The following is a 25,468-nucleotide window of genomic DNA, read 5'->3' as shown; positions in this document are numbered from 1 at the left end:
AAGCAATAAGCTTCTTCATCCTTGCAAGCTAAATTTCTCTTAAAACTTGTAAACAATATATCATAAAATTTGAATACACTAATACCATTTATGAAATAATTTTATAAAGATTAAAAAGAAACTTTGTGTTTTGTACCTAAATAATTAAGTTGTTTGGTTGAAGAAGTTCTAATACAAACATTACCTGGTATTTCTCCAAGAAACCTAGAAGGAGAGGATCTTATTATTTCATAAAACATAAAACGACTTTCTGCATAAGTAATATACAGGTCTTTCTTAGCTCTAGTAATACCCACATAGGCGATTCTTCTCTCTTCTTCTAGACCTTTTTCCCCCTCTCTTAGTGATCGCTGATGTGGAAACACCCCCTCTTCCCAACCTGGTAGAAAAACTAGATCAAATTCAAGACCTTTAGCAGCATGAAGAGTCATAATGCTAACAGAACCACCAAAATTTGATTCTAATTCCTCATTTTCCATTACCAAACTAGAATGTTCTATAAAATCTTGAATATTATCGAATTCCGCGATTGCTCTAAGCATTTCATTAATATTTTCAATTCTGCCAGTTGCTTCATCTGTTTTTTCTTCTTGTAGCATCTCAAGATAACCTGATTCTTCTAGTAAAGACTTAGTGACATTAATAGCTGGGTCATTTCTATATCGTAAACTCCAATTATCGATATTACTAATAAATTTGTTTAGACTATCTTTGACTTTATTTTTAAAAATTTCTGCTTGTAACATCTGACGAATGGCAGCAATAATAGGTATATTATGTTCAACCGCATAATCTTTTATTTGTTTTAATGTGATATTACCAATTGCTCTCCTTGGAACATTTATTATGCGTTCAAGAGCAAGATTGTCACTATGATTTAAAGTGATACGTATATAGGCAAGTAAGTCACGTATCTCCATTCGTTCATAAAACTTAAGAGCACCTATAATTTTGTATGGTAATGCATTACTAATAAACACTTCTTCAAATGCTCTAGTTTGGAAACCTGCTCTAACTAATATCGCAACTAATCCTGCATTATACTTTCCCTCTGTAACTAACTTGCTAATTTCAGATACAACGAATCTTGCTTCTTCTTTATCATTCCAACAAGATATAATTTTAATTTTTTCTCCATCATTTTTATCAGTCCATAATGTTTTACCGTGACGATTCTTATTATGGTTAATTACACTTGATGCAGCTAATAAAATTTTTGAACTAGATCTATAATTTTGTTCTAATTTTATTATTGTAGCATTTGGAAAATCCTTTTCAAAACGTAATATATTACCGACTTCTGCACCCCGCCAACTATATATAGATTGATCATCATCACCAACACAGCAGATATTTTTTGAGCTACTTGCCAGCATCCTCGCCCAAAGATACTGAACAGCGTTAGTGTCTTGATACTCATCAATCAGAATATATTTATATTGTTCCTGATAATACTTTAATATTATAGGGTTTTTTATAAACAATTCATTATTGTAAAGTAGTAAATCCCCGAAATCTACTACATTAGATGCTAGTAAATTTTGCTGATATTCGTCATAGACAAATTGAGCCACTTTATGAATTGGTAGCTTAATATCAGATTCAGAAAGTTTATACGGCAATAATCCCTGATCTTTCCAACACGAAATAATAATATGTAAAAGTTTGGGAACATATTTTTTGGTATCTATATTTTTCTGCTTAACTATATCTTTAACCAATTTAAGTTGATCATCAGGGCTAATAATAGTAAACCTACTATTCAAGCTAAAATTCAAATGTTCTGCTTGCTGACGCAAAATTCTTGCTGCTATAGAATGAAATGTACCTATATTTAGCCCATAACAATCAATCATTTTGTTGATTCGATCTTGCATTTCTCTAGCAGCTTTATTAGTAAAAGTAACTGCTAGAATATTTTGAGGTAGAGTTAACCCTTGCTGGATTATGTTGGCTATTCTAGTCGTTAACACTTTAGTTTTACCAGTCCCTGCTCCAGCAAGCACAAGAATAGGACCATGTACATGGGACACTGCTAGCAGTTGTTGAGGATTTAATGAGTTTAGGAAACTTTGTTGTGTCATGATCTAGTACTACAATTGTAGATTAGTGGAGTTATAGTCAGATAGTTTACCAAGTGTGCGTTTTGTTAACTTAAGCAGCTTCGGTGTTATCCACACAACTGCTAATAGACTTTTAAACCTTACAATAGCACTTAGCTAATGGACGGTTTTTAACTTTTAACAGTTATGGGTTCATTAGCTACAAGAGTTAATTTTTGGATTTCCTCTGTACTCAAACCAGTAGACTTAGCAATGATATCAATTGATAATCCAGCTTTAAGTAAATTTTTAGCTATAACAATTTTTTCTCTAGCTTCTCCTCTAGCTTCAGCAGCTTGCAATTCATCTCTATCGTTATAAAGCTTTTTTTGGTAATAGGAGTAGTTTGCCCTCTCTTCTTTGGTCATTTTGAGAATGCTCAGCTTGTCTGCTACTTGTCTCATATAAGGCGAATGATAGTTTGGTGGGACTTCATCATATTTCATGACATGTAGCCAGTCATCAATCTCTTTCTCTAAACGATCATTAAATAAAGGTACTGATATATAAAAATATTCTGGTAGGATGTTAGTAGCATCAAAAACCTCAGAAGTCTCCATATTTTTAATATGCACATTTAATCTTTCATTAGTTTCTACCTCATGAATAATAGTTTTACCATGGTAAATAACTCCATTACCATTTCCTATAGGAAAATAGAGTAGCGATATATGAAATATCTTGATTATTTGAGTATAATCTTCTCTTTGGGCAAGAGTATCAACTATAAGTCTTGAGGTATTAAAACATGCCTTATGAATAAAAGAATCCTTAACATTACGCTCGATTTCAATAATATATTTATGGTGATCTTCGTCTTCTACAATTACATCAGCTAGACTTCTTTTACTTTTACTGTCTTCTTTGTTACTCTCGCTCTCAAGTAATGCTACTATTTTAACGTCTTTATAACCCTTGGTCTTAAGAAGATCTGAGATAAAACCTTCTGCTATAGAATAATCGCCTTTATCTTTCAGAAGGTATTTAATAGCATAGTGAAAGGAAATTAATGGTTTATCATTATTCATAATCATTATTTATGTTGTTAGGCTGTGTGAAGTTATTAAAGCTAATATAGCATAAAATCAATAGTACTACTAGCTTCATTATTAAATTACCCTGATAAATCTACACTGTAGTATTATGATTATCTTTTATAACTGTCAGCAAAGAGTTTTTTAAAACAAGAGCTTTTTCATTATATTTTTTAATGAAGTCAGGTAGCTTAGAACAGATTATATCAATATTTTGTTGAACCTTTTCTATGGCATTAAATATAGTTAACGGACAGTCAACACGGTTAACCGTTAACATATCACGTAAAAATTCATCATCATAAACATCTGCTGTAGGACCAACTAAGCAAGGCACTCCTAAACCTAGGCTTTCTAAAACTATCATAGGGGAACATTCCGAATTAGTAATGTATAAAGTTAAATTAGTATTTGCCATCAATTTTATTAATTCTTTATGTGGTAAATTCTCAGGAAAAACTTTAAGTTCTACATCTTCCATCATCCAAGAAGCATATTTATTGTTATCAAAAGAGAAATTAGTATAACAACAAACTCGATCTTTGAACATACTTATCGCCGCAAATTGAGGGTAGAGATTCTTGATCCATATGTTTGATGTGCTCCATATACCAATTTTAAATTTACCAGTTTCTCGGGAAATTATCTTTTTTTCTAGCAGCAATGGTATGAAGTTTTGTAATAGATAAGATTGTACACCATTGGCTATAAGAAATTGTTCTAGACCATTTTTCAGAGTGATAATGGATTTAATTTTATGCTGCTTATATAAATACAACCATTTATAAAAAGTTTGGCAATGACCAATACCTACCCATTGGGCAGGAGAGCCATGCCATAAATAGTAGATATTTAAACAATTATCCCCTTTCACTTCATGTAGCTTCTCTACTAATTGCATATGAACATCAAGCCCTCCAGATATAATTAAGTTTTTAATACCTGTTTTTATAAGTAATTTTGCTATTTGAGTAATAATTTTGTCAGGTAAATACGAGTTAATATAACTTATCAAAACGTTGAGTTTCCCCATAGGAAAAGGAATGGTTTTATTAAATAATCCTTTAGTAGAATTAGCAACTCCAGGAAAAATGCTAGGATAAATTACATAAATATCATCCATATCTTTTTGTCCTAGAGGCAGCGGGTCTAGATTTCCGCCGTTGCTGGAATGACATCGATATTGTTTTTGTCCTTGATATTTGATTATAAAATTTTTAAAATTATCATAGTCATTTTTTGAAAAAAAAGAATAGAATATAGTAATTATTCGTCTAACAGGCAACTTAACCCAAGAATATTTTAGAAGAAATCGCGCTATTTTCTTAAGAAAGGGTAAGGAAAGGAGTCTTGAGAGTAGTCTATACGTTACAAAGGAAGAATCTTTATTATTAACAAGCTCTATATTTCTTAAAATTTGTTGTTTTGTTTGTAATATCTGTTTTTTAGTATGATTATTTACTGAATCTTCTATAAATGAATACCATAAGTTTTGCATTTGAGTTTTATTTGCAAAGATTTCTTGATAAGACAGACAGTTTTGTTGTTTAATCTTTGCTAATAGTTCCCTTTCAACATTTAATTTTTTTATTGCATTTATAAATCCTGTATGATTCCGGTTAATTATAAATTCATGTTGCACCTCAGGTAACACCTCCCTAGCAATACCTACATCCGTAGTAATAATTGCACAACCAAATGCCATAGCTTCAATAATGGTTAGCGGCGTTCCTTCTTGCACAGATGCTATTAGCAAAATGTCTGTTTTTTTTAAAATCTCCCAAATTTCTTGTTTAGAACGTATTCGCTCATTTTTATCCACTATACATCTTTTGATATGAATTCCATCTTTATCAATCTGTTCTAGTGCCGGTATAATTACTGTTTTTAGACCTTTATAATCAGGAGTGCTACTATACCAACTTCCCCAAGAACTATTACCAATCCATGTTACAACTAAACTTGCATGATCTTCATCATGACTTGATTCCGCATCATGAATTAGTACATTATCATAAATTACTTGCCAAGGCTTTGGATAATCTATGATATTTACATAAATATCATATAATCTTTTAGAAGTAGTGTAGTAGTTATCAATAAATTGGAAAGTTGGTAAATTTTTTAATATTTCACTTTCACTTTCAATAAATAGATGATCAGGTATGCTAGTGGTAATGGTAGTATTTACTAATATTTCTCCTGTAGCCTTACTATTACTAGAATTATCTGCTATGCTTCTTAGTAATTCTGTCAGATAGCCACGATAGAAAAAATGTATTAATTTAATAGAAGTATATTGGTTTAATTTGATTAAAAAATCCTTATATGTTTTGTAATCACAGCTGTAAATAATATGACAATCATATTGGTTGCTTAGCAAAGATTGAACATATTGAGCGACGTTATCAAAAGCCCATCCCCTAATATCAGATACTAAAATCAGGGTTTCTTTTGAATTCATAAATTTACACTAAATAGCTCTAATAATCCAGCTTCTAACTCATATACTGGCATATAATTTAAAAGCTGCTGAGCCAATTCTGTGCTGCCAACAGAAATATTTATACTCCCGGCCTGAGTTGGTAGATATTTTACCCCTTTGACAATAGCAATCTTATTAATTAGTTGAATAAGTTCATTTATAGAGTAGGTACGTCCCGTACAAACATTTAGTATAGGGGCTGAGCTACTCGCAATAGACAAGGCTCTAACACACATATTGGTAACATCTGAAACATGTATAAAATCACGACTTTGATTACCATCACCAAAAACAACCAGCTCCTTACCCTCTTCTACTTTCTGTTTAAATATTGATATTACACTAGAGTAATCAGAACCTCTAAGTTGCCCTTTACCATAAACATTAAAAAGGCGTAAACCACAAGTTTTAAGAGATTTAAGCCCACCAAAAACCTTAGCTTGCAACTCACAGGCTAATTTATCCACTGCATAAGGAGAAAGCGGGTTTACCTTACCATTCTCTTGTAAAGGAAAGTCACTTACTGTGCCGTAAACGGCAGCAGATGATGCATATACAACGGGTATATTCTGTTTACTTGCCTGAAGAAATATATTAATAGTTCCTGTTAAATTCACTTGATGATTGTGATACCAATTATCAATTGATTCCTGTACATTTGCTATCGCTGCAAGATGGAAGCAACCATCAATATTTCTAAATAGTTTTTCTAAAATATCTTGATCTAAGATATTTCCTTGAACAAATTCAACATTTTTATTAAACGAATTATTGAAATTACCTGTTGAAAGATCATCTAATATTACAACCTGATTACCTTCTTTTACTAGTAAGTTAACAAGATGTGAACCGATGAAACCAGCACCTCCAGTAACTAAATAATTTGACATATGCTATTAGTGCAATTAATTTTTATGATATAATTAAGTGGGTATTTGCTCTATAGGTATATTTATAGAATTCTTATTAAGAAAAGCAAATGAAAAAAATTATCATTTTCACAAATACAGATTGGCACTTTTATGCCCATCTTCTACCAATTGCTTTAACTGCTAAAATGCAAGGCTATGAAGTTAAAGTGTTAACAAATATTAGTGAATTCAAAGATAAGATAGAACAGCATAGTTTACAAGTAATCCCAATTTCAATAAAGCGTGGAAGTATCAACCCTTTTACTGATTTACTATTATTAATCAAGTTAATTAGCATATTAAATAAAGAGAAACCGGATATATTGCATAATTTTACTATAAAACCAATTTTTTATGGGAGTATAACTGCCTTCTTATGCAGTATATGCTCAAAACAGAAGAGTTTACCGCAAGTTATTAACACTTTTGTTGGTATGGGTTTAATTTTTATAAGTAGCAATTTTTTGCTAAGATTAGTTAGAAGCATTATAGTTAGAATAATATCCATAATAGGATATTATAGAAGTATGTTATTTGTCGTACAAAACGATGATGATTTAGCCTTACTGGTAAAATTAGCTATAGCACCCAAAAATTTAATTGTTAAACAATGCAGCGTTGGTATAGAAACTGAAAAGTTTCCTTTTCTTCTAGAACCACTAGGTAGTAAAATAGTGGTGGCATTGGTAGCTAGAATGATTATTGATAAAGGTATATATGAATTTATATATGCTGCAAAAATATTAAAACAAAAAGGTATAGATGCTGAGTTTTGGTTAGTTGGCGAACCTGACAAAGATAATAAGCAATCAATAGCACAATCAATATTAGAAGACTATCAAAATCTAGGATATATCAAATATCTTGGTTATCAGAAAAATATAGAAGAAATATGGAAAAAAGCACATATTGCAGTATTACCTTCCTACCGTGAAGGGCTAAGTCGTAGTCTTTTAGAGGCTGGAGCATATGGTAGAGCCATTATTACTACTGATGCCCCAGGTGGTAGAGAATTAATACAAGACCAAATAAACGGATTATTAGTTAAACCGCAAAATACAGAAGATTTAGCAAGAGCTATGGAGCTATTAATCACTATGCCTCTACTTAGAAAACACCTAGGTAAAAAAATTCGACAAGATATTTTAGAAAAATATGATTGCCAATTAATATCCGAGAAGATGGTTAATTTCTACGACTATCCCGAATAAGTATTTATAGTAAAACCTGTAATATTAGGTGACAAGAATATAACAATAATTTCTTAAAGGTTAATGATATTTTTTCTATTTATATCACCTAATTCAATAGGTTTAACTATATACCAAACTTACGTCACTACGAAAAGCCTATTTCTTAGCATTACCCACAAATATTTTGTCAGTAAGAGTACCACCATCATTGCGAGGAGCTGCAATGCAGCAATCAAGAGATTAGACATAGGCAAGCCAATCTATTGCCTTGATCCAAAATTAGTAATGACTATTTAACTTGATTATAAAGCATTTGTGCTCTTGCGTAGTTAATTGGTTTATTTCTTGGAATTTCTAAAAAATATTCTAGTTGCCATGCTTGAGTTTTTTTAGCTTGCTTGTTTATAACAATGTCCCAAGGTGGATATACCCTTATTGCTCTCTTACCACCTTGGTTATTATGCGAGACTATATCATATTTATACAGAACAGATTGTGGAAATATAAATTGACCAAACTTATCTCCTTTACGCGTTGTTACAATAAAAAGATCAATTGAATCTGCAATATCATACGGCTGAATTGATCCATTCCCAATTCTCTTCCATAGTGTTACAAATTGACCAATTTTTGTAGGAGTAATCTTAGCAACACGAAATCTAATATTCATAGAATTTAACTTGAACATGTAGGCTCCATATGCAATACTTTCACTTTCCATTACTGGTTCAGAACATATAAACTGACATGGATTATATATTAGTTCTCTCGATGTAATAAGTTCCGAGTGGATTAAATCATTAGTACTCCAAGGTTTGCTGGTAGGATTACAAATAAGATTATTCACCATAGTACCACAGATTTGTTAAAAGTTGAGAATAGCTTTTGAATTAACGCGAATTCGGGATAAGAATTAACTAATTCTTATCCCGAATTGGGATAATTAGCACCCCTTTGTTTATAAATATCCAGCTATTCAACGAGATGATATAATGAACAAAGAGTCATTACAACGAATATTATACATAAAAGTAACCAAAAATAGATTGCTTCGTAGTGCTTCGCTACTTATTCGATAATAGACGTGGTAATTTGCATAATTATTCCCATAATTAATTTCTATATTTATGGTCATTCCCCCTTAGCCTGCCCTACTCCCTTTCCTCCACTATTAATTCGAAATGCCTCACTTTTATTTTTACCTAGAAAATCTTTAAAATCTTCTTTTGTAAACTTAAACTCAGTAATATTCTTTGCTGGACTTTTACTTGTATCAAATCTCTGATCTTGTTTTTTATCAATAGCTAATAATTCTACAAAATCATTTTTAATTTTACTCGGTGTTGTTGGATTATTTAAGGTCTTAATCAGTGATTCTATAGACTTGGTATCATTTTTAAGTTCATTATTGCGTGCAGTTGCTGCAACTATTACATACTCTTTTAATACAGCCTTGTTATCTTTCCCCTTCCAGCGTTCTTCCGTACAAAAAGATAACAATGTGTCAGCTTTTTCTTGATGATTTCGCATAACATCACGATCTCGCCAAGAGTTTTTTTTTTAGTTTCTTCCGGTGGGGGTGGGGCTATGTGATTTAATAGCTTATTAAAAAAAGTTTTATTCAAATTTTCATTATCATAAACTTCATAAACATTTAGGAGAAATTTTTGTTGTTCAAATGCTTTATCTACCTCTTTACCAAGTTCAAAATTATCTAAATACTCCAAAGTCTGAAAACGACCTTTAATATGTAAGTAACTTGCATATTGTTCAGCATCATCAAAGCTGAGAGTAGATATACCTTGAGTATTTAATGCAACCGTATTTAATGCATTCTCACGTAAATCATCAAAAGTCTTTTTATTAGTTTCTGTGTGTATAAGATTTCCACCAACTTTAGCTAGCATTTTATATACTACATCAATTAAAAATTTCACTAGGGCATTTGGACCTTCAAAATTCTTAGCACTATATATAGCAATATTTGCTGAATCATCCATACCACTAGCGAAGGCAAGAGCTAAAACCCTACCTTGCTTTTTTGCTAGGGTAACATTCTCAAAACCATCCAACTCTTCCGCAACATCGATTTTACTGTCATTTTCGGGGAAATAGTCTATAGGAGTATTGTCTCTATACCCCCCATCGACATACTCGACACCATCAATTTTTACAGGTTGAAAAACTAAAGGAAGAGAAGCGGAAGCATGGCAAGCTCTAGCAATTGGAACATCAGGAGTATTTTCAGCACTAAAAATTTGCAAAGTACTATCATCTCGCCTTACTGCAGTAATTAATAAGTCTTTAAATTGCACTGGATCAAGAAGTCTTAAAAGAGCTAAATCCTTAAAAAGGAGTTCACCACCCTTTTGACATTTGTCTGTTAATTCAATGAATTCTTTCCCGTTAGATTCTATTATAGCTTGAGTTTTCTTGGATTGTTTTTTAAAATTTTGTTCCTGAAAATCTAAACCTTGAATATTTTCATTTATATCAGCAATCTGCTGACTATTACTATCATCTTGTTGTTTTAATGTTTCAATCGTATTTAAAAGATCTTGCCTTTTTTTGTCTAACTCTCTCAGTTCTTCTGAAATCCTTTCATGTCTCGCTGTAGCAAGTTCCACAAAATTTTTGCCCTTTAAAAAATTATAAGCACCTTTTCTTATAGTCTTATCTACAAGCTCGTATAATGGAGTACCATCTTTGCTAAGCGGTACCGGACCAATTGAAAATCCTTGAGTCCCAAGTAAATCTTTGAAGTTTGTATTTTTTGAAATAGCTTCATATTCTTTAGGTGGTATACCAAATGCAGTCACTGCAGCAGCTATTGCCCCTGCCGATGATCCTGCAACTGCTTCTACCCCTTCAATTACTTTAGATTCATTCAAACCCTCATAAACACCAGAATATCCAGCCCCCTTAGCTCCACCACCACTAAAAGCCACATATTTAAAAGGACTTTGCTGCCTTTCTTGCATTTCTTTTTGTAATTTACTCATAATCTTTACTCAATTATTATAAGATTCTTATATAATTTTACCTTCTAGTATAGTCTTTCCGCTTAGTAAATTTAGCAGAAGACAAGAATACTCCAGTTCCTATACCTAACAATACTGAAACCGTGAAAATACTGGCAATCATAAAATGCCCCAACACAGCCAAAACTACAGTAGTAATACAGACCATTATCATGAATATAATGCTACTTATTCTACCTTTTTTTGTTACGCTTTCATAAACCTCAATACTTTTAATATCCATCTGATGTCTATGTACTTGCTCTTTTTCTGCCATGGCAATTAGCTTTGTCAATGTTCCTGGATAAATATTTTCATATTCTGCCATTAAATCTACAGGTGGCAAAACATGTGCAAACTTCTTACTATAGAAGCTATTATCCGACTCCTTAGGATTACTAACTTTTAAATATCCTTTATTCAACCTATTGTTATTAGCAAAAAAACTTTTACTATCTTTCATATTCTTTTCTTATTTCTTTAAATGTTGAATTAATATCTTTTTCTACTCTAATAAAGTATTCAAGTAAATCTGTCTCTGGCTTTTTTCTTACTGTCGTTTGAGATATTTTAAATACACTAAAAAAGCCTATTAGGAAATGTCTTACAAATTCTTTATTCATTTATTCTCATATTAAATTATAAGATTAGCAAGTATGCAAAAGTATACTAGGTCATAGCAATCCTACATTTTTTATGTCACTACTGTTAAGAATCCTTCCGAGCGTCTATTAGCGAGGAGTCACGAAAAAGCAGCAACGCGGCAATCTAGGATACGCGAAGCGTTACTCTAAAAAAACAGCTTCGCTGTTTACCTAGATCGCCACGGCATCTAAAGAGCCTTGCTATGACGATTATAGAAAAATGTAAGATACTATGATACTAGGTTCACAGCACCTAGAGTGATTATAACAAAGCTTTAAGAAAAATGGGAGAAATAATCTTTAGTTTTGATAAAAATTATTTTTTTAACCTCAGTTCAATGTAATAAATTATAGTAGACTCAAGTAATCATCGCCATTAGGGGGGATGTCACCAAAGTAACTCCTCGCTAATAGCTCTAGGCTATTCTCCCTATGACTTTTATGTTATACGTAAGGTGAATTACTCATTAAATTGCTCTTTAATAATTCGATTTTCAAGGCTATTTTTCTTATCAAATAGTAACTTTATCTTCTTGTTTTTTACAGATTTAATTAATACTGACTTAATATTATCAAACTCTTGAAAATCTGCAGCTGCATTTACTGGTCTTTTATTACTTTCTAAGATTTCAAACTTTATAGTAGTAGAAAATGGTAGTAACGCACCATGCCAGCGTCTTGGACGGAAAGGACAAATTGATGTGAGGCATAATACGTTTGACTCAAGTGGCAAAATAGGACCTCCAGCAGATAAGTTGTATGCACTACTGCCAGCTGGGGTTGCAACCATTGCCCCATCGGCTACTAATTCACTCATACGCTCAACTTGATCAATTTCGATCTTGAATTTAGCAGCTTGGTTGGTTTTACGAAATATTGATACTTCATTAATAGCTAGGGCAGTATAGGTTTTATTGTCTATGCTTTCGGCTTGCATTTTTAAAGGGTATAAATGAGAAATTATAGATTCTTGTAAATTATCCATTAACTTTTCAACAATAACTGGATTCATTAAAAATCCAATGTTACCAGAATTAATTCCATAAAAAGAAACATCAAGATGCATATAACGGTGTATCGCATGTAGTAATTCTCCGTCCCCTCCAACTACAACAATTATTTCAGCTTCTTCTACCTTACAAAACTTATAAACTAATTCAAGCTGTCTAACTAGCTCTAATGATTTTTTAGCACTATTATAAACAATCGCAATTTTATTTAAATTAATTTTAGTTTTTGCCAACATAAATATAATAGATGATTAATTATTAGTGTAACAACACATGAAGCCAGTACATCACTTAAAAAATGTCCTCCCATTAATATACGACTTAGTCCAACTAATGTACCAAAAATCAATGTGATACTATAAATTCTTGAGAAAAATATCAAAGGAGCAACATAAGCAAAACTAGTTAAGCTATACGCCATAGCTGCATGACCTGATGAAAATGAGCAATTATGTAAACATTCATTAGAGATTGAGAAGGCTCTAGTAAAATTTTTTGTACCATTAAACTCTTTAATCTGCAGCGGACGAGCCCTACCAAAATTTTCTTTAAATATATAATTTACTAGTAGTCCAGGACCTATTGCTGTAGATAAAATTATATAAAAACCCCCTGAAATAATAAGCTTATTAAAAGTTTTGTACTTAACAATTAAGTAAAATAGGTATAATAATATTACTATAGTCAGTATAGTAGTTAATATTGGAATAACTTCAAATAATAATTGTACAATATTATTGTTACGATAGATAAATCCATTATTGCTGTCGTAGAATAATTTTGAGAAATCTATATCCAAATTAGGAAATAGTATAGTTAATAATAAAACTATACCAAAGGTGAATATACTAGTATAAACTAAATTAGTATTAATCCTCACCTTACGCATTTGGTAATAATTTACGTAAATTTTGTAGTTCTATCATGGCAGCCTGATTTGCTCGTAAAATTAATTTATACTTAAGTGCAAAATGATTCATACAAGTTTTTAATTGAAGTATCTCAAGCTTGCAAAAGGCTATAATTGAAGCAAAAATATGATTCGATTGTGATATAACCTTTTTTGTTGGTGATTTCGCTAAACTAGCATTTTGCTTTATTGTCCCACTTTGGGAGAAAAACCCCGCACTTGCAGTGCGTCGTTTCAACATAAATTTTAAATATCTTATCAAGAAAAGATAGGATATTTTTTAACAAAATCTTACACTTCACAGATATATTTTTTTGTGTTGTGACACTTTCTAAATGAGCCATACACAAATAGTTTCTAACTTTTAAGTTAGTACATACATGAGGCATTCATGCCGTAATATTAAGCTCTGCACTTGCAGTGCAGAGTGGTTAACTGATTTATGATAAACCTCTATTTGCCACCGTTTTTGGTATATTTCGTATAGATGATCAGCATCATGGTTAAGATCATTTGAAACTAAATAGAGAATACCAGTTGAGTTATCTTCGTTTATGAAGACTTTTTTAATGAGCATTACAGGAAATTCTAGCCCCTTAAGCCACACCTTAATCGACTGACCATCTTTCAGATTTAATGATGTTACTTGTTGAAATTGACCTTTTATTTTATCTTCTAGCGACAAAGCAAAAGTACGATTTGACTTTATACCGATTATAAAATACCTATTCAAATTATGTATATATTCCAAATTATCTTTTGCTCCAAACCAGTTATCGGCTAGTACATATTCAAACAACACTTTGTTTGTCATACTTTGTTTTATCAAATTACGAAAATGTTCGTTTTTAGTTAGGCTAGCTTTCTTCTTGATTTTTTTACTGGCTATATCAGAAAAAACTACATCCTTATGGGTAATCTCATATCCTATTGGTAGTGTAATGTCTCCATAACGAACAAGGCATGATAGTATATTTACACCTTTAACATGCCTAGATTTAGCATGCGAAGCCAACACATAATCTCGTTCTCATCAGTATATGGCTTCTCTTCAATTGAATCGTCTAATATTAAAACACCTCCTGCTTTCTTCTCATTTCTCCTGACTTCGCCTTTGATGTAAATCCAAAGTTCTGCTGAACCTAAAGCCTTACCATTTAAAAATCTAGTAAACTTATCATGACTTATCTCGCCGCATAATAAATCAGCTAATCCAGTAGCTGTTGCTTTGTTATTTTGGCAAATTAAATAATCACTATAGATATCTAAGGTCTCATGCATTTTTATTGTCCCACTTTGGGAGAAAAACCCCGCACTTGCAGTGCGTCGTTTCAACATAAATTTTAAATATCTTATCAAGAAAAGATAAGAATGAATCATACAGATATTTTTTAACAAAATCTTACACTTCACAGATATATTCTTTTTGTGTTGTGACACTTTCTAAATGAGCCATACACAAATAGTTTCTAACTTTTAAGTTAGTACATACATGAGGCATTCATGCCGTAATATTAAGCTCTGCACTTGCAGTGCAGAGTGGTTAACTTGATACAACTAACTATATTTACATCGTTATTTTTATCCAGCTTTTCTTTCCCCTGCGTAAGGTGAGTTAATCATAGACTAAAAGCCAAAAATAAGTTATAAAAGTATACTTAAATCCTACATCATATAGAAGTTAATATGTCATTTAACATTAAAAACCATAAAAATGATTTACTATTTTTACCACTTGGTGGTGCAAATGAAATAGGCATAAATGTCAATCTATATCATTATCAAGGAAAATGGTTGATGGTTGACTGCGGTAGCGGTTTTGCCGATGATTATTTACCAGGTGTTGACATGATAATTGCTGATATTAGCTTTATTGAACGCTATAAAAAAGATATAGTAAGTTTAGTTCTAACTCACGCACATGAAGACCATTTGGGAGCAATCCAATATTTGTGGAGTAGCCTAGAATGTCCAATATATGCCACTACCTTTACAGCAAATTTTCTAAAACTTAGATTAGCAGAATATAATTTTGCTAAAACTATAAAAATTCATGAAGTAAAGCCTTCGGCAAAAATAAATCTTGATCCATTCCAACTAGAGATGATACCGCTAACCCACTCAGCTCCAGAAATGCAGGCGATTATGATACGTACAGAAGCTGGCAATATTCTCCATACAGGAGACTGGAAATTTGATAATGATCCGGTACTTGGTAAGAAAGCTGATGAAGCTCTACTAAAATCTTATGGTGATGAAGGGGTTCTAGCTTTAGTCTGTGACTCAACTAATGTATTTAATGAAGGAACTTCTGGTTCAGAAGGAGAAGTGCGTAAAAGTTTAGTAGATATTATAGCAGGTTGCTCTCAGATGGTTGTGGTAACAACTTTTGCCTCAAATTTGGCTCGTCTTGAGACTCTAATTCACGCAGGTCAGATGGCAAAAAGAAAAGTTGTCCTATCGGGAAGAAGTTTGCATAGAATTTTGCTTGCAGCACAGGAAAGTGGTTATATGAAAGATATTGCCCCTTTGATCGATGAACGAGATATAGCAAGATTTAAAAGGCAAGAACTTTTAGTTATTGCTACTGGTTGCCAAGGTGAACCTCTAGCAGCTAGTGCAAAAATGGCAAATAATAGTCACCCTAGTATAAAGTTAGCTCCTAAAGATACAATTATATTTTCTTCAAAAATTATTCCTGGCAATGAAAAGAAAATTTTCCGTATGTTTAATATTTTTGTGAGGTCAGGAATTGAAGTGGTAACTGAACGAGATCACTTTGTACATGTTTCTGGGCATCCATCAATTGACGAACTCAAACACATGTACTCTCTAATTAGACCTCAGATTTGCGTACCAGTGCATGGTGAGCCGGTACATATACATGAACACGCGAAATTAGCTCGTAAAAATGGTATAAAACATGCTGTTGAAGTCGAAAATGGTAGCTTAGTATTACTTGATCCTCATAATCCTCGTATTTTATCCAAGGTAACAACAGGTTATTTAGCTGTAGATGGCAATTATCTTTTACCAGCAGACTCATCGATTTTTAGAACTCGTAGACGTATGCGTGATTCTGGTATAGTAGTGGCAAGTTTGGTAATAAATAAGAATGGTAGCCTTAGTTGCAGACCTATTTTATCTATGCCGGGTCTGCTTGACCCTGACGATGATGCACAACTAATTAATATGATTAAAGATGATATTACTGAAACGATAGAAATTCAGAGGAAATCAAAAGGTAACATTCTCAATGAACAGATTGAGAATGCTGTAAGATCAGCTATTCGTAAGACATTGAAACATGAGATAAATAAATCACCCATTATCATAGTCAATGTGGAAAAAGCTTATTGAAAACTAGTTGATTAAGGTTTTGTCGCATCTATAAATCATACTACATCAAGATTGTTAAAACTAAGGTTTTGGACATTATGATGCCATTAACATAGCAAAATTCTCAAAAGTAGAAAGATTATCATTAGCTCCAATTATTTGTCTTTTTTGCATCATACGAATATTTTCTATACCGGTAATAGTCATTTCTGCAGAATGAAAACTCTTAAAACCAAGCATTGGCTTTGTACGTTTTTTGATAAACCTATGATCTTGTTCTACAAGATTATTCAGGTATTTGGTCTGAATAACCTTAATTTTATAATCTTTAGGAACTTCTGTATTCAAATCATTAAGAGCAGCCGTATTACTACCGCTTTTATCAATTACTACTTTCTCAGGAAAATTATTCTCTCTAAAGGCTTTACGAAAAAATGCAAGTGCTGCAGGCTTGTCTCTATGCTTACGTAGCAGAAAGTCTACAGTATTACCAAGACTATCGGTTCTGTCGCATATGTTGGACAATAGAAAAAAGATTGATATAATGATCTAAAAAAGATGTTAAGATGTTTCGTATTACTGCAAGATTATTATCATATTTCAAAGGATTTTGTTCTTCACCAGAAATAATAATGTTATTTGTCTATATGAAATGCCGATTTTCTTTAAGTTATCGAGATTTGGAAGAAATGATGAGTATAAGGGGAGCAAAAATTGATCACTCTACATTACAAAGATGGGTTATAAAATTTGTACCATTGATAGATCAGGTGGTTAGAAAAAGAAAGAAGCCAGTTGGTAGTAGTTGGAGAATGGATGAGACTTATATTAAATTAAACGGTAAATGGGTTTATTTATATAGAGCACTAGATAGTCTTGGTAATACTGTAGACTTTCTGCTACGTAAGCATAGAGACAAGCCTGCAGCACTTGCATTTTTTCGTAAAGCCTTTAGAGAGAATAATTTTCCTGAGAAAGTAGTAATTGATAAAAGCGGTAGTAATACGGCTGCTCTTAATGATTTGAATACAGAAGTTCCTAAAGATTATAAAATTAAGGTTATTCAGACCAAATACCTGAATAATCTTGTAGAACAAGATCATAGGTTTATCAAAAAACGTACAAAGCCAATGCTTGGTTTTAAGAGTTTTCATTCTGCAGAAATGACTATTACCGGTATAGAAAATATTCGTATGATGCAAAAAAGACAAATAATTGGAGCTAATGATAATCTTTCTACTTTTGAGAATTTTGCTATGTTAATGGCATCATAATGTCCAAAACCTTAGTTTTAACAATCTTGATGTAGTATGATTTATAGATGCGACAAAACCCTATTATTGCCAGTAATTCTTGATCTGCTTCTGATAATACCGGGTTATTATTGTTACTTGCGTCAGTCATTAATTGGATAGAATCTGTTCTATTCTTACGATTCTTTAGTACGTTACCTATATTTTCTCCACCATGCCTATTACCGGTAAAATATAAAACTATCACCTCATTATTTGCAGTCTTAGCACATATTGTAGTAGTATAACAGCTGCGTCCTTTCTTATTTTGAGTACGTAATTTCTTATTGGCTATAGTAATTTCTAAAATCCTAGCTCTAGTATCATCAAGGTTCAGTGAACTACATTCGGCAGCCATTTCCAATAATACCCCGTAAATTTCAGCTCCACCACCTTCTTGCCAAACATCTAAATATTGTGGTTCTGTCGCATATGTTGGACAATAGAAAAAAGATTGATATAATGATCTAAAAAAGATGTTAAGATGTTTCGTATTACTGCAAGATTATTATCATATTTCAAAGGATTTTGTTCTTCACCAGAAATAATAATGTTATTTGTCTATATGAAATGCCGATTTTCTTTAAGTTATCGAGATTTGGAAGAAATGATGAGTATAAGGGGAGCAAAAATTGATCACTCTACATTACAAAGATGGGTTATAAAATTTGTACCATTGATAGATCAGGTGGTTAGAAAAAGAAAGAAGCCAGTTGGTAGTAGTTGGAGAATGGATGAGACTTATATTAAATTAAACGGTAAATGGGTTTATTTATATAGAGCACTAGATAGTCTTGGTAATACTGTAGACTTTCTGCTACGTAAGCATAGAGACAAGCCTGCAGCACTTGCATTTTTTCGTAAAGCCTTTAGAGAGAATAATTTTCCTGAGAAAGTAGTAATTGATAAAAGCGGTAGTAATACGGCTGCTCTTAATGATTTGAATACAGAAGTTCCTAAAGATTATAAAATTAAGGTTATTCAGACCAAATACCTGAATAATCTTGTAGAACAAGATCATAGGTTTATCAAAAAACGTACAAAGCCAATGCTTGGTTTTAAGAGTTTTCATTCTGCAGAAATGACTATTACCGGTATAGAAAATATTCGTATGATGCAAAAAAGACAAATAATTGGAGCTAATGATAATCTTTCTACTTTTGAGAATTTTGCTATGTTAATGGCATCATAATGTCCAAAACCTTAGTTTTAACAATCTTGATGTAGTATGATTTATAGATGCGACAAAACCCAAACCAATTACCATACAAGGCATAGACAGTAACTCAGATATGGAGATAGGAGATATTATAGGGTGTCGTGTAGTGAAGGTAAATCAGGAGTATTTACTATCATCAGTTTGTTTAGTATTAACTTCTAAAGCAGCAAGCAATGCTATCAAGATGATAAAACAAATATCTAAGATGGCGTTAACCAAAGAAAACCTTAAATTATACATGAAAATTTATAAAGACCCTGAATTAATGTTTAAAAAGATGTGGGCTAAAGAAATCATGGAACAATGGTTCTTATATGCTAGAGAACCTTACACATTAAATTGATTAATACCATAAAGGTTTCGTTATAAAAACTAAACCTTCATACAACCAAGTAAATTATCAAATAATATGACCTTTAACCCTTTGAGTAATACAACAACTGAAAGCATTAATAGGATTTTAGATGAGCAAAAACTACCTAGAATGAGGGTAGGTACTGATGACTTTAAAACATTATTGTTAAATAGTGATGTATTTGTTGATAAAAGCTTAATGATCAAAGAATTACTAGAAGACAGTGGAGAAGTAATTCTAATCACTCGACCAAGACGTTGGGGGAAGAGTATTAATATGGATATGGTCAGGCGTTTTCTAGAAATAGAGCTAGACAATGAGGGTAATCCTTTGCCGACAGAAAAGCAGGTAAATTATAAATTATTTGCTGGGGGAGAAGTAGATTTGGGGTTTGACGAAGCAAAAGAATTGCAACCTTTAAAGATAGTGTCTTGTGAAAATGTAGTGAAACGCCAAGGGCAATTCCCCGTAATATTCATCACCTTTAAAAGCGTAGAAGGCTCAAGCTATTATGATATTGAACAAGGTGTAAAAAGCCAGTTGCGGAAGTTGTTTCAAGCTCATAGCTATTTAAGTGACAGTAACAAACTGAAAACAAGTGAGATAGCTGATTTTAACCAATATTTATCTTCTGATGTAACTCTAGACAACATCAAAAATAGTTTGGCTATTTTAAGCCACTTGCTGTACAAACATTACAATAAAAAGCCTTGGGTATTGATTGATGAATATGATACGCCAATTAATAGTGCTTACCGCTGGTTTGGCACTAATGAGGCAGAATTTCAGAAAGTGTTAGAAATTTTCCGTGGCATCATGAAATCTACCTTTAAAAAGGAAACTGGTGATCAAGAATTGCCAGTTGAACGGGGAGTTATTACAGGAATTCTGCGGATTGCCAAAGCTGAATTATTCTCCGGTTTGAATAATGTTAAAGAATATAGTTTATTAGATAAAAACTTTGCAAGTAGCTATGGGTTTACTCAAACAGAAGTGGATGAGTTATTAACTAAAGTACCACTTACTACCAGTCCAGCAGAAATTAAGGATTGGTATAATGGCTATAATTTTGGGGGAGAAGTCATCTATAATCCTTGGTCAATTATGATGTGTTTATCAAGTGAAGGTAAGCTTGATCATTACTGGCTAGATAGTGGAGGAACTGGCTGGATCGACCATGTTTTATTGTCAGATGAAGTGCAGCAGGATATTCAGCTATTAGCTGCTGGTAAACCTATCGTTTCTAGCATTACCAAGCATATCAGTTTCATGGACATTGGTCAGCCGGAAGGGTTGTTTAGTTTATTGTTGTTTAGTGGCTACTTAAATCCACATGCTAAAATGCCAGAAAGAGATATTTATGAACTATCTATTCCTAATTATGAAGTAAAATATATTTATGAAAAAAGAGTACTCCAATGGGTCAGCAAACAAATAAACATTGATAGTTCTAGGTACTACTCATTTATTAGCTTGTTAATAGATGGCAAAATAGAGGAGTTTAAACAAAGAATGCAGGAGTTACTGTTGGGTAGCACTAGTTTTCACCAAGTAGGAGAAAAAAAAGCCGAATTATTTTATAGCGGCTTTATGCTCGGATTTGTTAATATGCTAGCTTCTAACTATATAATATCAAGTGAGCAAGAATCAGGTGATGGACGCCCTGATGTAATCATGATCCCTAAGGTTGGTAAAGGTGACAAAGCTATGATTATTGAGTATAAAATCGCTAAAGCTTCAGAAGATTTAGCGACTATAGCAGGGTTTGGTCTACAACAAATTATTGATAGGAAATATGATACTAAAATAAAGGAGCATCAACATGTTAAACAAATACTAAAAATCTGCATGGCTTTTTGTGGGAAAAATATGGAGTTACAATATCAGGTTACAGAGCTTTAGTAATAGACTGTAAGCGTTTGAATGATTAATAATTTTATGTCTGTTGAGGTTCTGAAATTGTCCACTACGCCCGGCCATTCGGTACAAGTTGTCGTTTTTTCAAAAATATCGAACGGGAAACGTAGAGAGGTCTCAAGTTTTTTGCCCCTTAGTTTGAGGTTCTGAAATACGAAATTTAGAGCCTTTCTAGTCCGTCCGCCAAAAATATTTAAAGCCCCCCATAATCTATGATTGAATAAAATTTTTACAAAAAAAATTCTAATATTTGGACTAAAATTAAAAATTGTTTTCAATTTTATTGAAAAATTTCTGTTTTAGTAAAATTTTTACATGAGCTTATTGTTAACGATTTTTTTTAATCGTTTAGCAAGTTTTTTAATGATAATTTTTTTATGTAGAGTTAGGCATGATGTGTAAATGATTGGCAATACATCGTAAATTCAAACCTATAGCAGAGATTATTGGATTGATCACATCTCCTATCACACCCTTCAAGAAGTTTCTGCCCATCCTGCCATATTGTTTCAAATGCCCTATTATTGGTTCTATGTATACCTGCAGCAAAACTGCATAACTTTATCTAATGTTTTTGCTAGTATGAATTTTTTATACATTTGGGTTTCATACTATGCAAATACCATCAATTACTATTGAGCAAGTAGCTCAGCAATTTAAAGCCTGGCGTCAAACTAAAACTAATAAGTTTGATCCTATACCAAACCATCTAAAGGAATTAGTTTACCAATTACTCCATCATTATTCTTACCAAGAGATAGCTAAACATCTTAATATTAATAAAGCAACAATCAGTTCAATTAAAAAAGCCCATGAGCCTACCCTCAAAACTTCTCCTGTCTCAACTTCAAATCAAGCTCTACAACAAAATATTAATTTTCTCCCATTTCAACTATTAAATTCTATAGATACCGATCCTGTAGCTGCCCCCAAACAAAATCACTATACTTGTCACATTATTAAACCAAATGGTACCAAACTTATTATCCAAACACTAGAACCAAAAACCATAATTCAGACATTTTTATGCTGCAACTAACCCCGGCGTCAGTTATTTTTGAAACTGGACTGATTTTTCAAGACAAATTTTTCACTAATTTTGTTTCCCATTTTACATAATTTTTAAGCTGCATTTTGTAAGTAATCAAGATACACGTTCATCGGTTTTTTATAACCAATACTTGAATGGAATCTTTGATTGTTATATTTATCCATGTATTTATCAATACCATCTTTAAGTTCTGCGATATTTTTAAAATCATTTATAAATATACAATTATATTTTAAAGTTCTAAAAAATCTTTCAATCACAATATTATCAATGCTTCTACCCTTACCGTTCATTGAGATTTGTATATTATTCTCTTTTAGAATTCCCGTATGCTCATGTCCAGTATATTGACTACCCTGATCACTATTGAATATTTGTGGTGCAGGGTATTTATTCAGTGCATCTTTTAATACATCGGTTACAAGTGATGCATCCATAGAATTAGATACTTTATAACTTAGTATTGCCTTACTATGCCAATCTATAATCGCCACAAGATACATAAATCCTCCGTTAGTTCTAATATAAGTAATGTCACCACTCCACACTTGATTAACATAAGGTACATGAATAGTTCTATTCGTTCCTGATTTGTGCCAGTACGGCTCAAGCAAATAGCTATAAATTTTATGTTGACCATCCTTCACAAAAGTAGATTGCTTTTTATGAGGATGAATAGCTTCTATACCCATTATTCCCATATATTTAAGCACCCTATCTCTGCCCACATTAAAGCCGTCTTCCAATAATTGTTTGTATATATAACGATAACCATACTCAGGGTTATCCGTATATATTTCATCTATTCTATTTAAAATATCAAGATTATATAAGCTCATTACTTTAGCTTTATAATATACTCCAGATCTGCTTATCTTTAATAGTTCACATTGCCTTGTCTTTGCTAACGTACTCAGCTTGGGGTCGACAAGACTTTTCTTATTTGATAAGTCCAAGCTGTTTAGCTTTCCCACCGCCCAGTCCCTCTCGACTGTAGCCTTACCTAATGCTTTTGCAAGTTCATCGTTTTGATTCTTAAGTTCACTAATCTGCCCTTTGTACTCACTAACAGCTTTTGCTGGCTCAAATGCCAATGACGCATTATCTAAAAATTGTCGTTTCCAGTTTTGCATAGTTTTAGCCGTTACTTCATATTTGACCGATAACTGACCTATTGTTGATTCTTCTTTTAACATCTCTAATACTATTTTAGTTTTTGCTTCTGCACTAAAATTTTTAATTTGTTTTTTACCCATTTGTTTCTCTTTAATTTTATTTATTATTCTATACTTATTGAGAAACAAAAATACCTGCTTCTTTGTCTAATTTTTTCAGTCCATTATATTTGTTGCCACTATTGCCATCGATTTTCGCAAGGGTATCGATGGCTTAATCGCTGTTTGTAGACAAAAACTTTCTTCTGACCCTCTTAATGGTTCCTTGTTTTTATTCTATAATAAAAACAGAACTGCCATTAAAATTTTGTCCTTTGACGGTCAAGGCTTTTGGCTATGCTCTAAACGCCTATCCAAAGGTAAATTTACCGCAAAACTTTTCCCATCTGATAATTCATCTTATCAAATTTGTTATAGAACCTTACACATTCTTATTCATAATGGTGATCCTAGTTCTGCCAAATTCTCTAATGATTGGCTTCCTGTCGTTTAAGCTGCTGTCTCGATTAATTCCGTATTATTCATATATCTTGCATAGGCAAAAGGCGTATAATTCGCAGGACGCTTCTTTGCTTTGCTACTCTGCTCTTGTAGCCAATTTAAATATTTAAAGGCATTGATCTCGTTCTCACTACAAGTCTTTACTATACTATACAGACCACTATGTATCTCAGCACTATTGATTGTTTTAAAGAATAATGAATTCTTCCTTTGTAAAATAATGGTACGCAGTGATCTCTCAGCCCAATTATTATCAAGATTGCTAACTGGGATTTTTAAAAATTGGGTCAAACCTTCTTTATTATTTATCCAATATTTCATAGCTTGTCCAAGCCTACTATTAGGCTCAACTTTCTTGTCGTTAAATAATTCGTCTATTTTGTTATATATGTTTTCTATATATTTACTGCTATGTTCCTGATGATACCCAAGTTTTTCTTCAGGACTCATCTCTTTACATTGATGTTCATTGTGGTAAATCCCTCGTGTTTGTTTGAGAAAATATCCGCATTCTTCAGGGTAATATAGTTCATTCTCTGTAAATTTTCTCTGACCATGTGACAAACAATTGATCATCACTATTATTGCCAGTAATTCTTGATCTGCTTCTGATAATACCGGGTTATTATTGTTACTTGCGTCAGTCATTAATTGGATAGAATCTGTTCTATTCTTACGATTCTTTAGTACGTTACCTATATTTTCTCCACCATGCCTATTACCGGTAAAATATAAAACTATCACCTCATTATTTGCAGTCTTAGCACATATTGTAGTAGTATAACAGCTGCGTCCTTTCTTATTTTGAGTACGTAATTTCTTATTGGCTATAGTAATTTCTAAAATCCTAGCTCTAGTATCATCAAGGTTCAGTGAACTACATTCGGCAGCCATTTCCAATAATACCCCGTAAATTTCAGCTCCACCACCTTCTTGCCAAACATCTAAATATTGTTGCCAGAGCGAGCTATATGCCACAGGAACACCACTTAAACTTTGCAGCCTAGATAAACGGTAGAAAGGAGTACCATAGGTCTTTTGTAACACTATTGCACTTCTGCTACTATTTGTCCATTTGTTGATATTTTTATTGTTCATAACTATATAATCACAAGCATTACAACGTAGCGTTTTCTTTACATATCTGTTGACTGTAATTGGAGCATTACCTGTAAATTGTAGCAATTTTCTAGCTTCACTATTATATAGTTTGCCATTACAACAGTGAGGACAGCTATCACCACTACAAAAATTCTCAGGAGTTAAATAGCTGGTATTCGCATCCTTATAATCATCAAACCCATATTTAC

The 25,468-nt window shown here is 32.3% G+C and carries 26 protein-coding genes and 1 pseudogene; 8 read left to right on the top strand and 19 right to left on the bottom strand.

What is annotated here, in order from left to right:
• Window positions 1-110: 110 nt before the first annotated feature.
• The 4 genes from AAHN00_RS10435 to AAHN00_RS10420 form a co-directional block, all read right to left on the bottom strand.
• The gene (locus AAHN00_RS10435) at window positions 111-2,084 is read right to left on the bottom strand and encodes a UvrD-helicase domain-containing protein (protein WP_342271224.1); all 1,974 of its coding nucleotides are present in this window, start codon (window positions 2,082-2,084) and stop codon (window positions 111-113) included.
• A 149-nt stretch (window positions 2,085-2,233) separates the two neighbouring features.
• Window positions 2,234-3,130, bottom strand: coding sequence for a PD-(D/E)XK nuclease family transposase (locus AAHN00_RS10430; protein ID WP_342271223.1), 897 nt, complete (start codon window positions 3,128-3,130; stop codon window positions 2,234-2,236).
• A gap of 100 nt (window positions 3,131-3,230) precedes the next feature.
• On the bottom strand, window positions 3,231-5,600 hold the full coding sequence (locus AAHN00_RS10425; protein ID WP_342271222.1) for a glycosyltransferase: 2,370 nt from the start codon (window positions 5,598-5,600) through the stop codon (window positions 3,231-3,233).
• Complete coding sequence (locus tag AAHN00_RS10420; RefSeq protein WP_342271221.1) at window positions 5,597-6,511, bottom strand: NAD-dependent epimerase/dehydratase family protein; 915 nt, start codon at window positions 6,509-6,511, stop codon at window positions 5,597-5,599. The genes AAHN00_RS10425 and AAHN00_RS10420 overlap by 4 nt, the downstream gene beginning before the upstream one ends.
• 89 nt (window positions 6,512-6,600) lie before the next feature.
• Between AAHN00_RS10420 and AAHN00_RS10415 the strand changes: the two genes are divergently transcribed.
• Window positions 6,601-7,743 (top strand): glycosyltransferase family 4 protein, encoded by a 1,143-nt coding sequence (locus AAHN00_RS10415; protein WP_342271220.1) that lies wholly within the window; start codon window positions 6,601-6,603, stop codon window positions 7,741-7,743.
• A 271-nt stretch (window positions 7,744-8,014) separates the two neighbouring features.
• Here AAHN00_RS10415 and AAHN00_RS10410 read toward each other — a convergent pair whose 3' ends face one another.
• The 10 genes from AAHN00_RS10410 to AAHN00_RS10365 all read right to left on the bottom strand — a co-directional run bounded on the left by AAHN00_RS10410 (window position 8,015) and on the right by AAHN00_RS10365 (window position 14,749).
• Complete coding sequence (locus tag AAHN00_RS10410) at window positions 8,015-8,446, bottom strand: MepB family protein (RefSeq protein WP_342271219.1); 432 nt, start codon at window positions 8,444-8,446, stop codon at window positions 8,015-8,017.
• Window positions 8,447-8,856: 410 nt separating this feature from the next.
• A complete protein-coding gene (locus AAHN00_RS10405) occupies window positions 8,857-9,225 on the bottom strand; it encodes a hypothetical protein (RefSeq protein WP_342271218.1) in 369 nt (122 codons plus the stop codon).
• On the bottom strand, window positions 9,168-10,727 hold the full coding sequence (locus tag AAHN00_RS10400) for a patatin-like phospholipase family protein (RefSeq protein ID WP_342271217.1): 1,560 nt from the start codon (window positions 10,725-10,727) through the stop codon (window positions 9,168-9,170). The genes AAHN00_RS10405 and AAHN00_RS10400 overlap by 58 nt, the downstream gene beginning before the upstream one ends.
• 37 nt (window positions 10,728-10,764) lie before the next feature.
• Window positions 10,765-11,208, bottom strand: a complete 444-nt coding sequence (locus AAHN00_RS10395) for a DUF2335 domain-containing protein (RefSeq protein ID WP_375331075.1) — start codon at window positions 11,206-11,208, stop codon at window positions 10,765-10,767.
• A complete protein-coding gene (locus tag AAHN00_RS10390; RefSeq protein ID WP_342271216.1) occupies window positions 11,198-11,368 on the bottom strand; it encodes a hypothetical protein in 171 nt (56 codons plus the stop codon). The genes AAHN00_RS10395 and AAHN00_RS10390 overlap by 11 nt, the downstream gene beginning before the upstream one ends.
• A 481-nt stretch (window positions 11,369-11,849) precedes the next feature.
• Window positions 11,850-12,617, bottom strand: a complete 768-nt coding sequence (locus AAHN00_RS10385) for an NAD kinase (protein WP_342272649.1) — start codon at window positions 12,615-12,617, stop codon at window positions 11,850-11,852.
• Window positions 12,608-13,288, bottom strand: a complete 681-nt coding sequence (locus tag AAHN00_RS10380; protein ID WP_342271215.1) for a phosphatase PAP2 family protein — start codon at window positions 13,286-13,288, stop codon at window positions 12,608-12,610. Before AAHN00_RS10380 ends, AAHN00_RS10385 begins: the two co-directional genes overlap by 10 nt.
• The gene (locus AAHN00_RS10375; RefSeq protein WP_342271214.1) at window positions 13,281-13,571 is read right to left on the bottom strand and encodes a hypothetical protein; all 291 of its coding nucleotides are present in this window, start codon (window positions 13,569-13,571) and stop codon (window positions 13,281-13,283) included. Before AAHN00_RS10375 ends, AAHN00_RS10380 begins: the two co-directional genes overlap by 8 nt.
• Before the next feature lie 102 nt (window positions 13,572-13,673).
• Window positions 13,674-14,327, bottom strand: coding sequence for a transposase (locus AAHN00_RS10370; RefSeq protein ID WP_342271213.1), 654 nt, complete (start codon window positions 14,325-14,327; stop codon window positions 13,674-13,676).
• On the bottom strand, window positions 14,285-14,749 hold the full coding sequence (locus AAHN00_RS10365) for a hypothetical protein (RefSeq protein ID WP_342271212.1): 465 nt from the start codon (window positions 14,747-14,749) through the stop codon (window positions 14,285-14,287). Before AAHN00_RS10365 ends, AAHN00_RS10370 begins: the two co-directional genes overlap by 43 nt.
• A gap of 246 nt (window positions 14,750-14,995) precedes the next feature.
• On the opposite strand from AAHN00_RS10365, the gene AAHN00_RS10360 reads away from it, so the two are divergent.
• Window positions 14,996-16,669: a ribonuclease J gene (locus tag AAHN00_RS10360; protein ID WP_342271211.1), complete on the top strand. Its 1,674-nt coding sequence runs from the start codon at window positions 14,996-14,998 to the stop codon at window positions 16,667-16,669.
• 75 nt (window positions 16,670-16,744) lie between these two features.
• Here AAHN00_RS10360 and AAHN00_RS10355 read toward each other — a convergent pair.
• A pseudogene (locus AAHN00_RS10355) lies at window positions 16,745-17,149 on the bottom strand (IS6 family transposase); the annotation flags it as partial.
• Between the two features lie 65 nt (window positions 17,150-17,214).
• Here AAHN00_RS10355 and AAHN00_RS10350 point away from each other — a divergent pair.
• On the top strand, window positions 17,215-17,922 hold the full coding sequence (locus AAHN00_RS10350) for an IS6 family transposase (protein WP_342270905.1): 708 nt from the start codon (window positions 17,215-17,217) through the stop codon (window positions 17,920-17,922).
• On the opposite strand, the gene AAHN00_RS10345 is transcribed toward AAHN00_RS10350, so the two are convergent.
• On the bottom strand, window positions 17,903-18,298 hold the full coding sequence (locus AAHN00_RS10345; protein WP_342271210.1) for a hypothetical protein: 396 nt from the start codon (window positions 18,296-18,298) through the stop codon (window positions 17,903-17,905). The genes AAHN00_RS10350 and AAHN00_RS10345 overlap by 20 nt on opposite strands.
• 126 nt (window positions 18,299-18,424) lie before the next feature.
• Here AAHN00_RS10345 and AAHN00_RS10340 point away from each other — a divergent pair, with 126 nt between their 5' ends.
• The 3 genes from AAHN00_RS10340 to AAHN00_RS10330 all read left to right on the top strand — a co-directional run bounded on the left by AAHN00_RS10340 (window position 18,425) and on the right by AAHN00_RS10330 (window position 21,416).
• Window positions 18,425-19,132, top strand: coding sequence for an IS6 family transposase (locus AAHN00_RS10340; protein ID WP_342270905.1), 708 nt, complete (start codon window positions 18,425-18,427; stop codon window positions 19,130-19,132).
• A gap of 133 nt (window positions 19,133-19,265) precedes the next feature.
• Entirely contained in the window at window positions 19,266-19,502 is a 237-nt protein-coding gene (locus AAHN00_RS10335; protein ID WP_342271209.1) for a hypothetical protein, read from the top strand.
• Between the two features lie 66 nt (window positions 19,503-19,568).
• Window positions 19,569-21,416, top strand: a complete 1,848-nt coding sequence (locus AAHN00_RS10330; protein WP_342271208.1) for an AAA family ATPase — start codon at window positions 19,569-19,571, stop codon at window positions 21,414-21,416.
• Window positions 21,417-21,806: 390 nt separating this feature from the next.
• On the opposite strand, the gene AAHN00_RS10325 is transcribed toward AAHN00_RS10330, so the two are convergent.
• Window positions 21,807-21,980, bottom strand: coding sequence for a hypothetical protein (locus AAHN00_RS10325; RefSeq protein ID WP_342271207.1), 174 nt, complete (start codon window positions 21,978-21,980; stop codon window positions 21,807-21,809).
• A 64-nt stretch (window positions 21,981-22,044) separates the two neighbouring features.
• Here AAHN00_RS10325 and AAHN00_RS10320 point away from each other — a divergent pair, with 64 nt between their 5' ends.
• Window positions 22,045-22,470 (top strand): hypothetical protein, encoded by a 426-nt coding sequence (locus tag AAHN00_RS10320; protein WP_342271013.1) that lies wholly within the window; start codon window positions 22,045-22,047, stop codon window positions 22,468-22,470.
• A gap of 83 nt (window positions 22,471-22,553) precedes the next feature.
• Here AAHN00_RS10320 and AAHN00_RS10315 read toward each other — a convergent pair whose 3' ends face one another.
• Window positions 22,554-23,738 (bottom strand): IS3 family transposase, encoded by a 1,185-nt coding sequence (locus AAHN00_RS10315; RefSeq protein WP_342270888.1) that lies wholly within the window; start codon window positions 23,736-23,738, stop codon window positions 22,554-22,556.
• Window positions 23,739-23,820: 82 nt separating this feature from the next.
• Between AAHN00_RS10315 and tnpB the strand changes: the two genes are divergently transcribed.
• Entirely contained in the window at window positions 23,821-24,150 is a 330-nt protein-coding gene (gene tnpB / locus AAHN00_RS10310; RefSeq protein ID WP_342272648.1) for an IS66 family insertion sequence element accessory protein TnpB, read from the top strand.
• Here the strand turns inward: tnpB and AAHN00_RS10305 are convergent.
• A complete protein-coding gene (locus tag AAHN00_RS10305; RefSeq protein ID WP_342270935.1) occupies window positions 24,147-25,343 on the bottom strand; it encodes an IS66 family transposase in 1,197 nt (398 codons plus the stop codon). The genes tnpB and AAHN00_RS10305 overlap by 4 nt on opposite strands.
• Between the last annotated feature and the right edge of the window lie 125 nt (window positions 25,344-25,468).

The organism is Candidatus Tisiphia endosymbiont of Parasteatoda lunata (assembly GCF_964030955.1).
Taxonomy (GTDB): domain Bacteria; phylum Pseudomonadota; class Alphaproteobacteria; order Rickettsiales; family Rickettsiaceae; genus Tisiphia.
This window is presented reverse-complemented; position numbering and strand designations above follow the sequence as displayed.

What these genes read in the sequence shown, in the direction of transcription:
- AAHN00_RS10415 (WP_342271220.1), top strand. Translation starts at nt 6,601, where the DNA reads ATGAAAAAAATTATCATTTTCACAAATACAGATTGGCACTTTTATGCC.
- AAHN00_RS10420 (WP_342271221.1), bottom strand. Translation starts at nt 6,511, where the DNA reads ATGTCAAATTATTTAGTTACTGGAGGTGCTGGTTTCATCGGTTCACAT.
- AAHN00_RS10350 (WP_342270905.1), top strand. Translation starts at nt 17,215, where the DNA reads ATGTTTCGTATTACTGCAAGATTATTATCATATTTCAAAGGATTTTGT.
- AAHN00_RS10395 (WP_375331075.1), bottom strand. Translation starts at nt 11,208, where the DNA reads ATGAAAGATAGTAAAAGTTTTTTTGCTAATAACAATAGGTTGAATAAA.
- AAHN00_RS10390 (WP_342271216.1), bottom strand. Translation starts at nt 11,368, where the DNA reads ATGAATAAAGAATTTGTAAGACATTTCCTAATAGGCTTTTTTAGTGTA.
- AAHN00_RS10345 (WP_342271210.1), bottom strand. Translation starts at nt 18,298, where the DNA reads ATGGCTGCCGAATGTAGTTCACTGAACCTTGATGATACTAGAGCTAGG.
- AAHN00_RS10425 (WP_342271222.1), bottom strand. Translation starts at nt 5,600, where the DNA reads ATGAATTCAAAAGAAACCCTGATTTTAGTATCTGATATTAGGGGATGG.
- AAHN00_RS10320 (WP_342271013.1), top strand. Translation starts at nt 22,045, where the DNA reads ATGCAAATACCATCAATTACTATTGAGCAAGTAGCTCAGCAATTTAAA.
- AAHN00_RS10435 (WP_342271224.1), bottom strand. Translation starts at nt 2,084, where the DNA reads ATGACACAACAAAGTTTCCTAAACTCATTAAATCCTCAACAACTGCTA.
- AAHN00_RS10400 (WP_342271217.1), bottom strand. Translation starts at nt 10,727, where the DNA reads ATGAGTAAATTACAAAAAGAAATGCAAGAAAGGCAGCAAAGTCCTTTT.
- AAHN00_RS10430 (WP_342271223.1), bottom strand. Translation starts at nt 3,130, where the DNA reads ATGAATAATGATAAACCATTAATTTCCTTTCACTATGCTATTAAATAC.
- AAHN00_RS10360 (WP_342271211.1), top strand. Translation starts at nt 14,996, where the DNA reads ATGTCATTTAACATTAAAAACCATAAAAATGATTTACTATTTTTACCA.
- AAHN00_RS10340 (WP_342270905.1), top strand. Translation starts at nt 18,425, where the DNA reads ATGTTTCGTATTACTGCAAGATTATTATCATATTTCAAAGGATTTTGT.
- AAHN00_RS10315 (WP_342270888.1), bottom strand. Translation starts at nt 23,738, where the DNA reads ATGGGTAAAAAACAAATTAAAAATTTTAGTGCAGAAGCAAAAACTAAA.
- AAHN00_RS10380 (WP_342271215.1), bottom strand. Translation starts at nt 13,288, where the DNA reads ATGCGTAAGGTGAGGATTAATACTAATTTAGTTTATACTAGTATATTC.
- AAHN00_RS10410 (WP_342271219.1), bottom strand. Translation starts at nt 8,446, where the DNA reads ATGGAAAGTGAAAGTATTGCATATGGAGCCTACATGTTCAAGTTAAAT.
- AAHN00_RS10330 (WP_342271208.1), top strand. Translation starts at nt 19,569, where the DNA reads ATGACCTTTAACCCTTTGAGTAATACAACAACTGAAAGCATTAATAGG.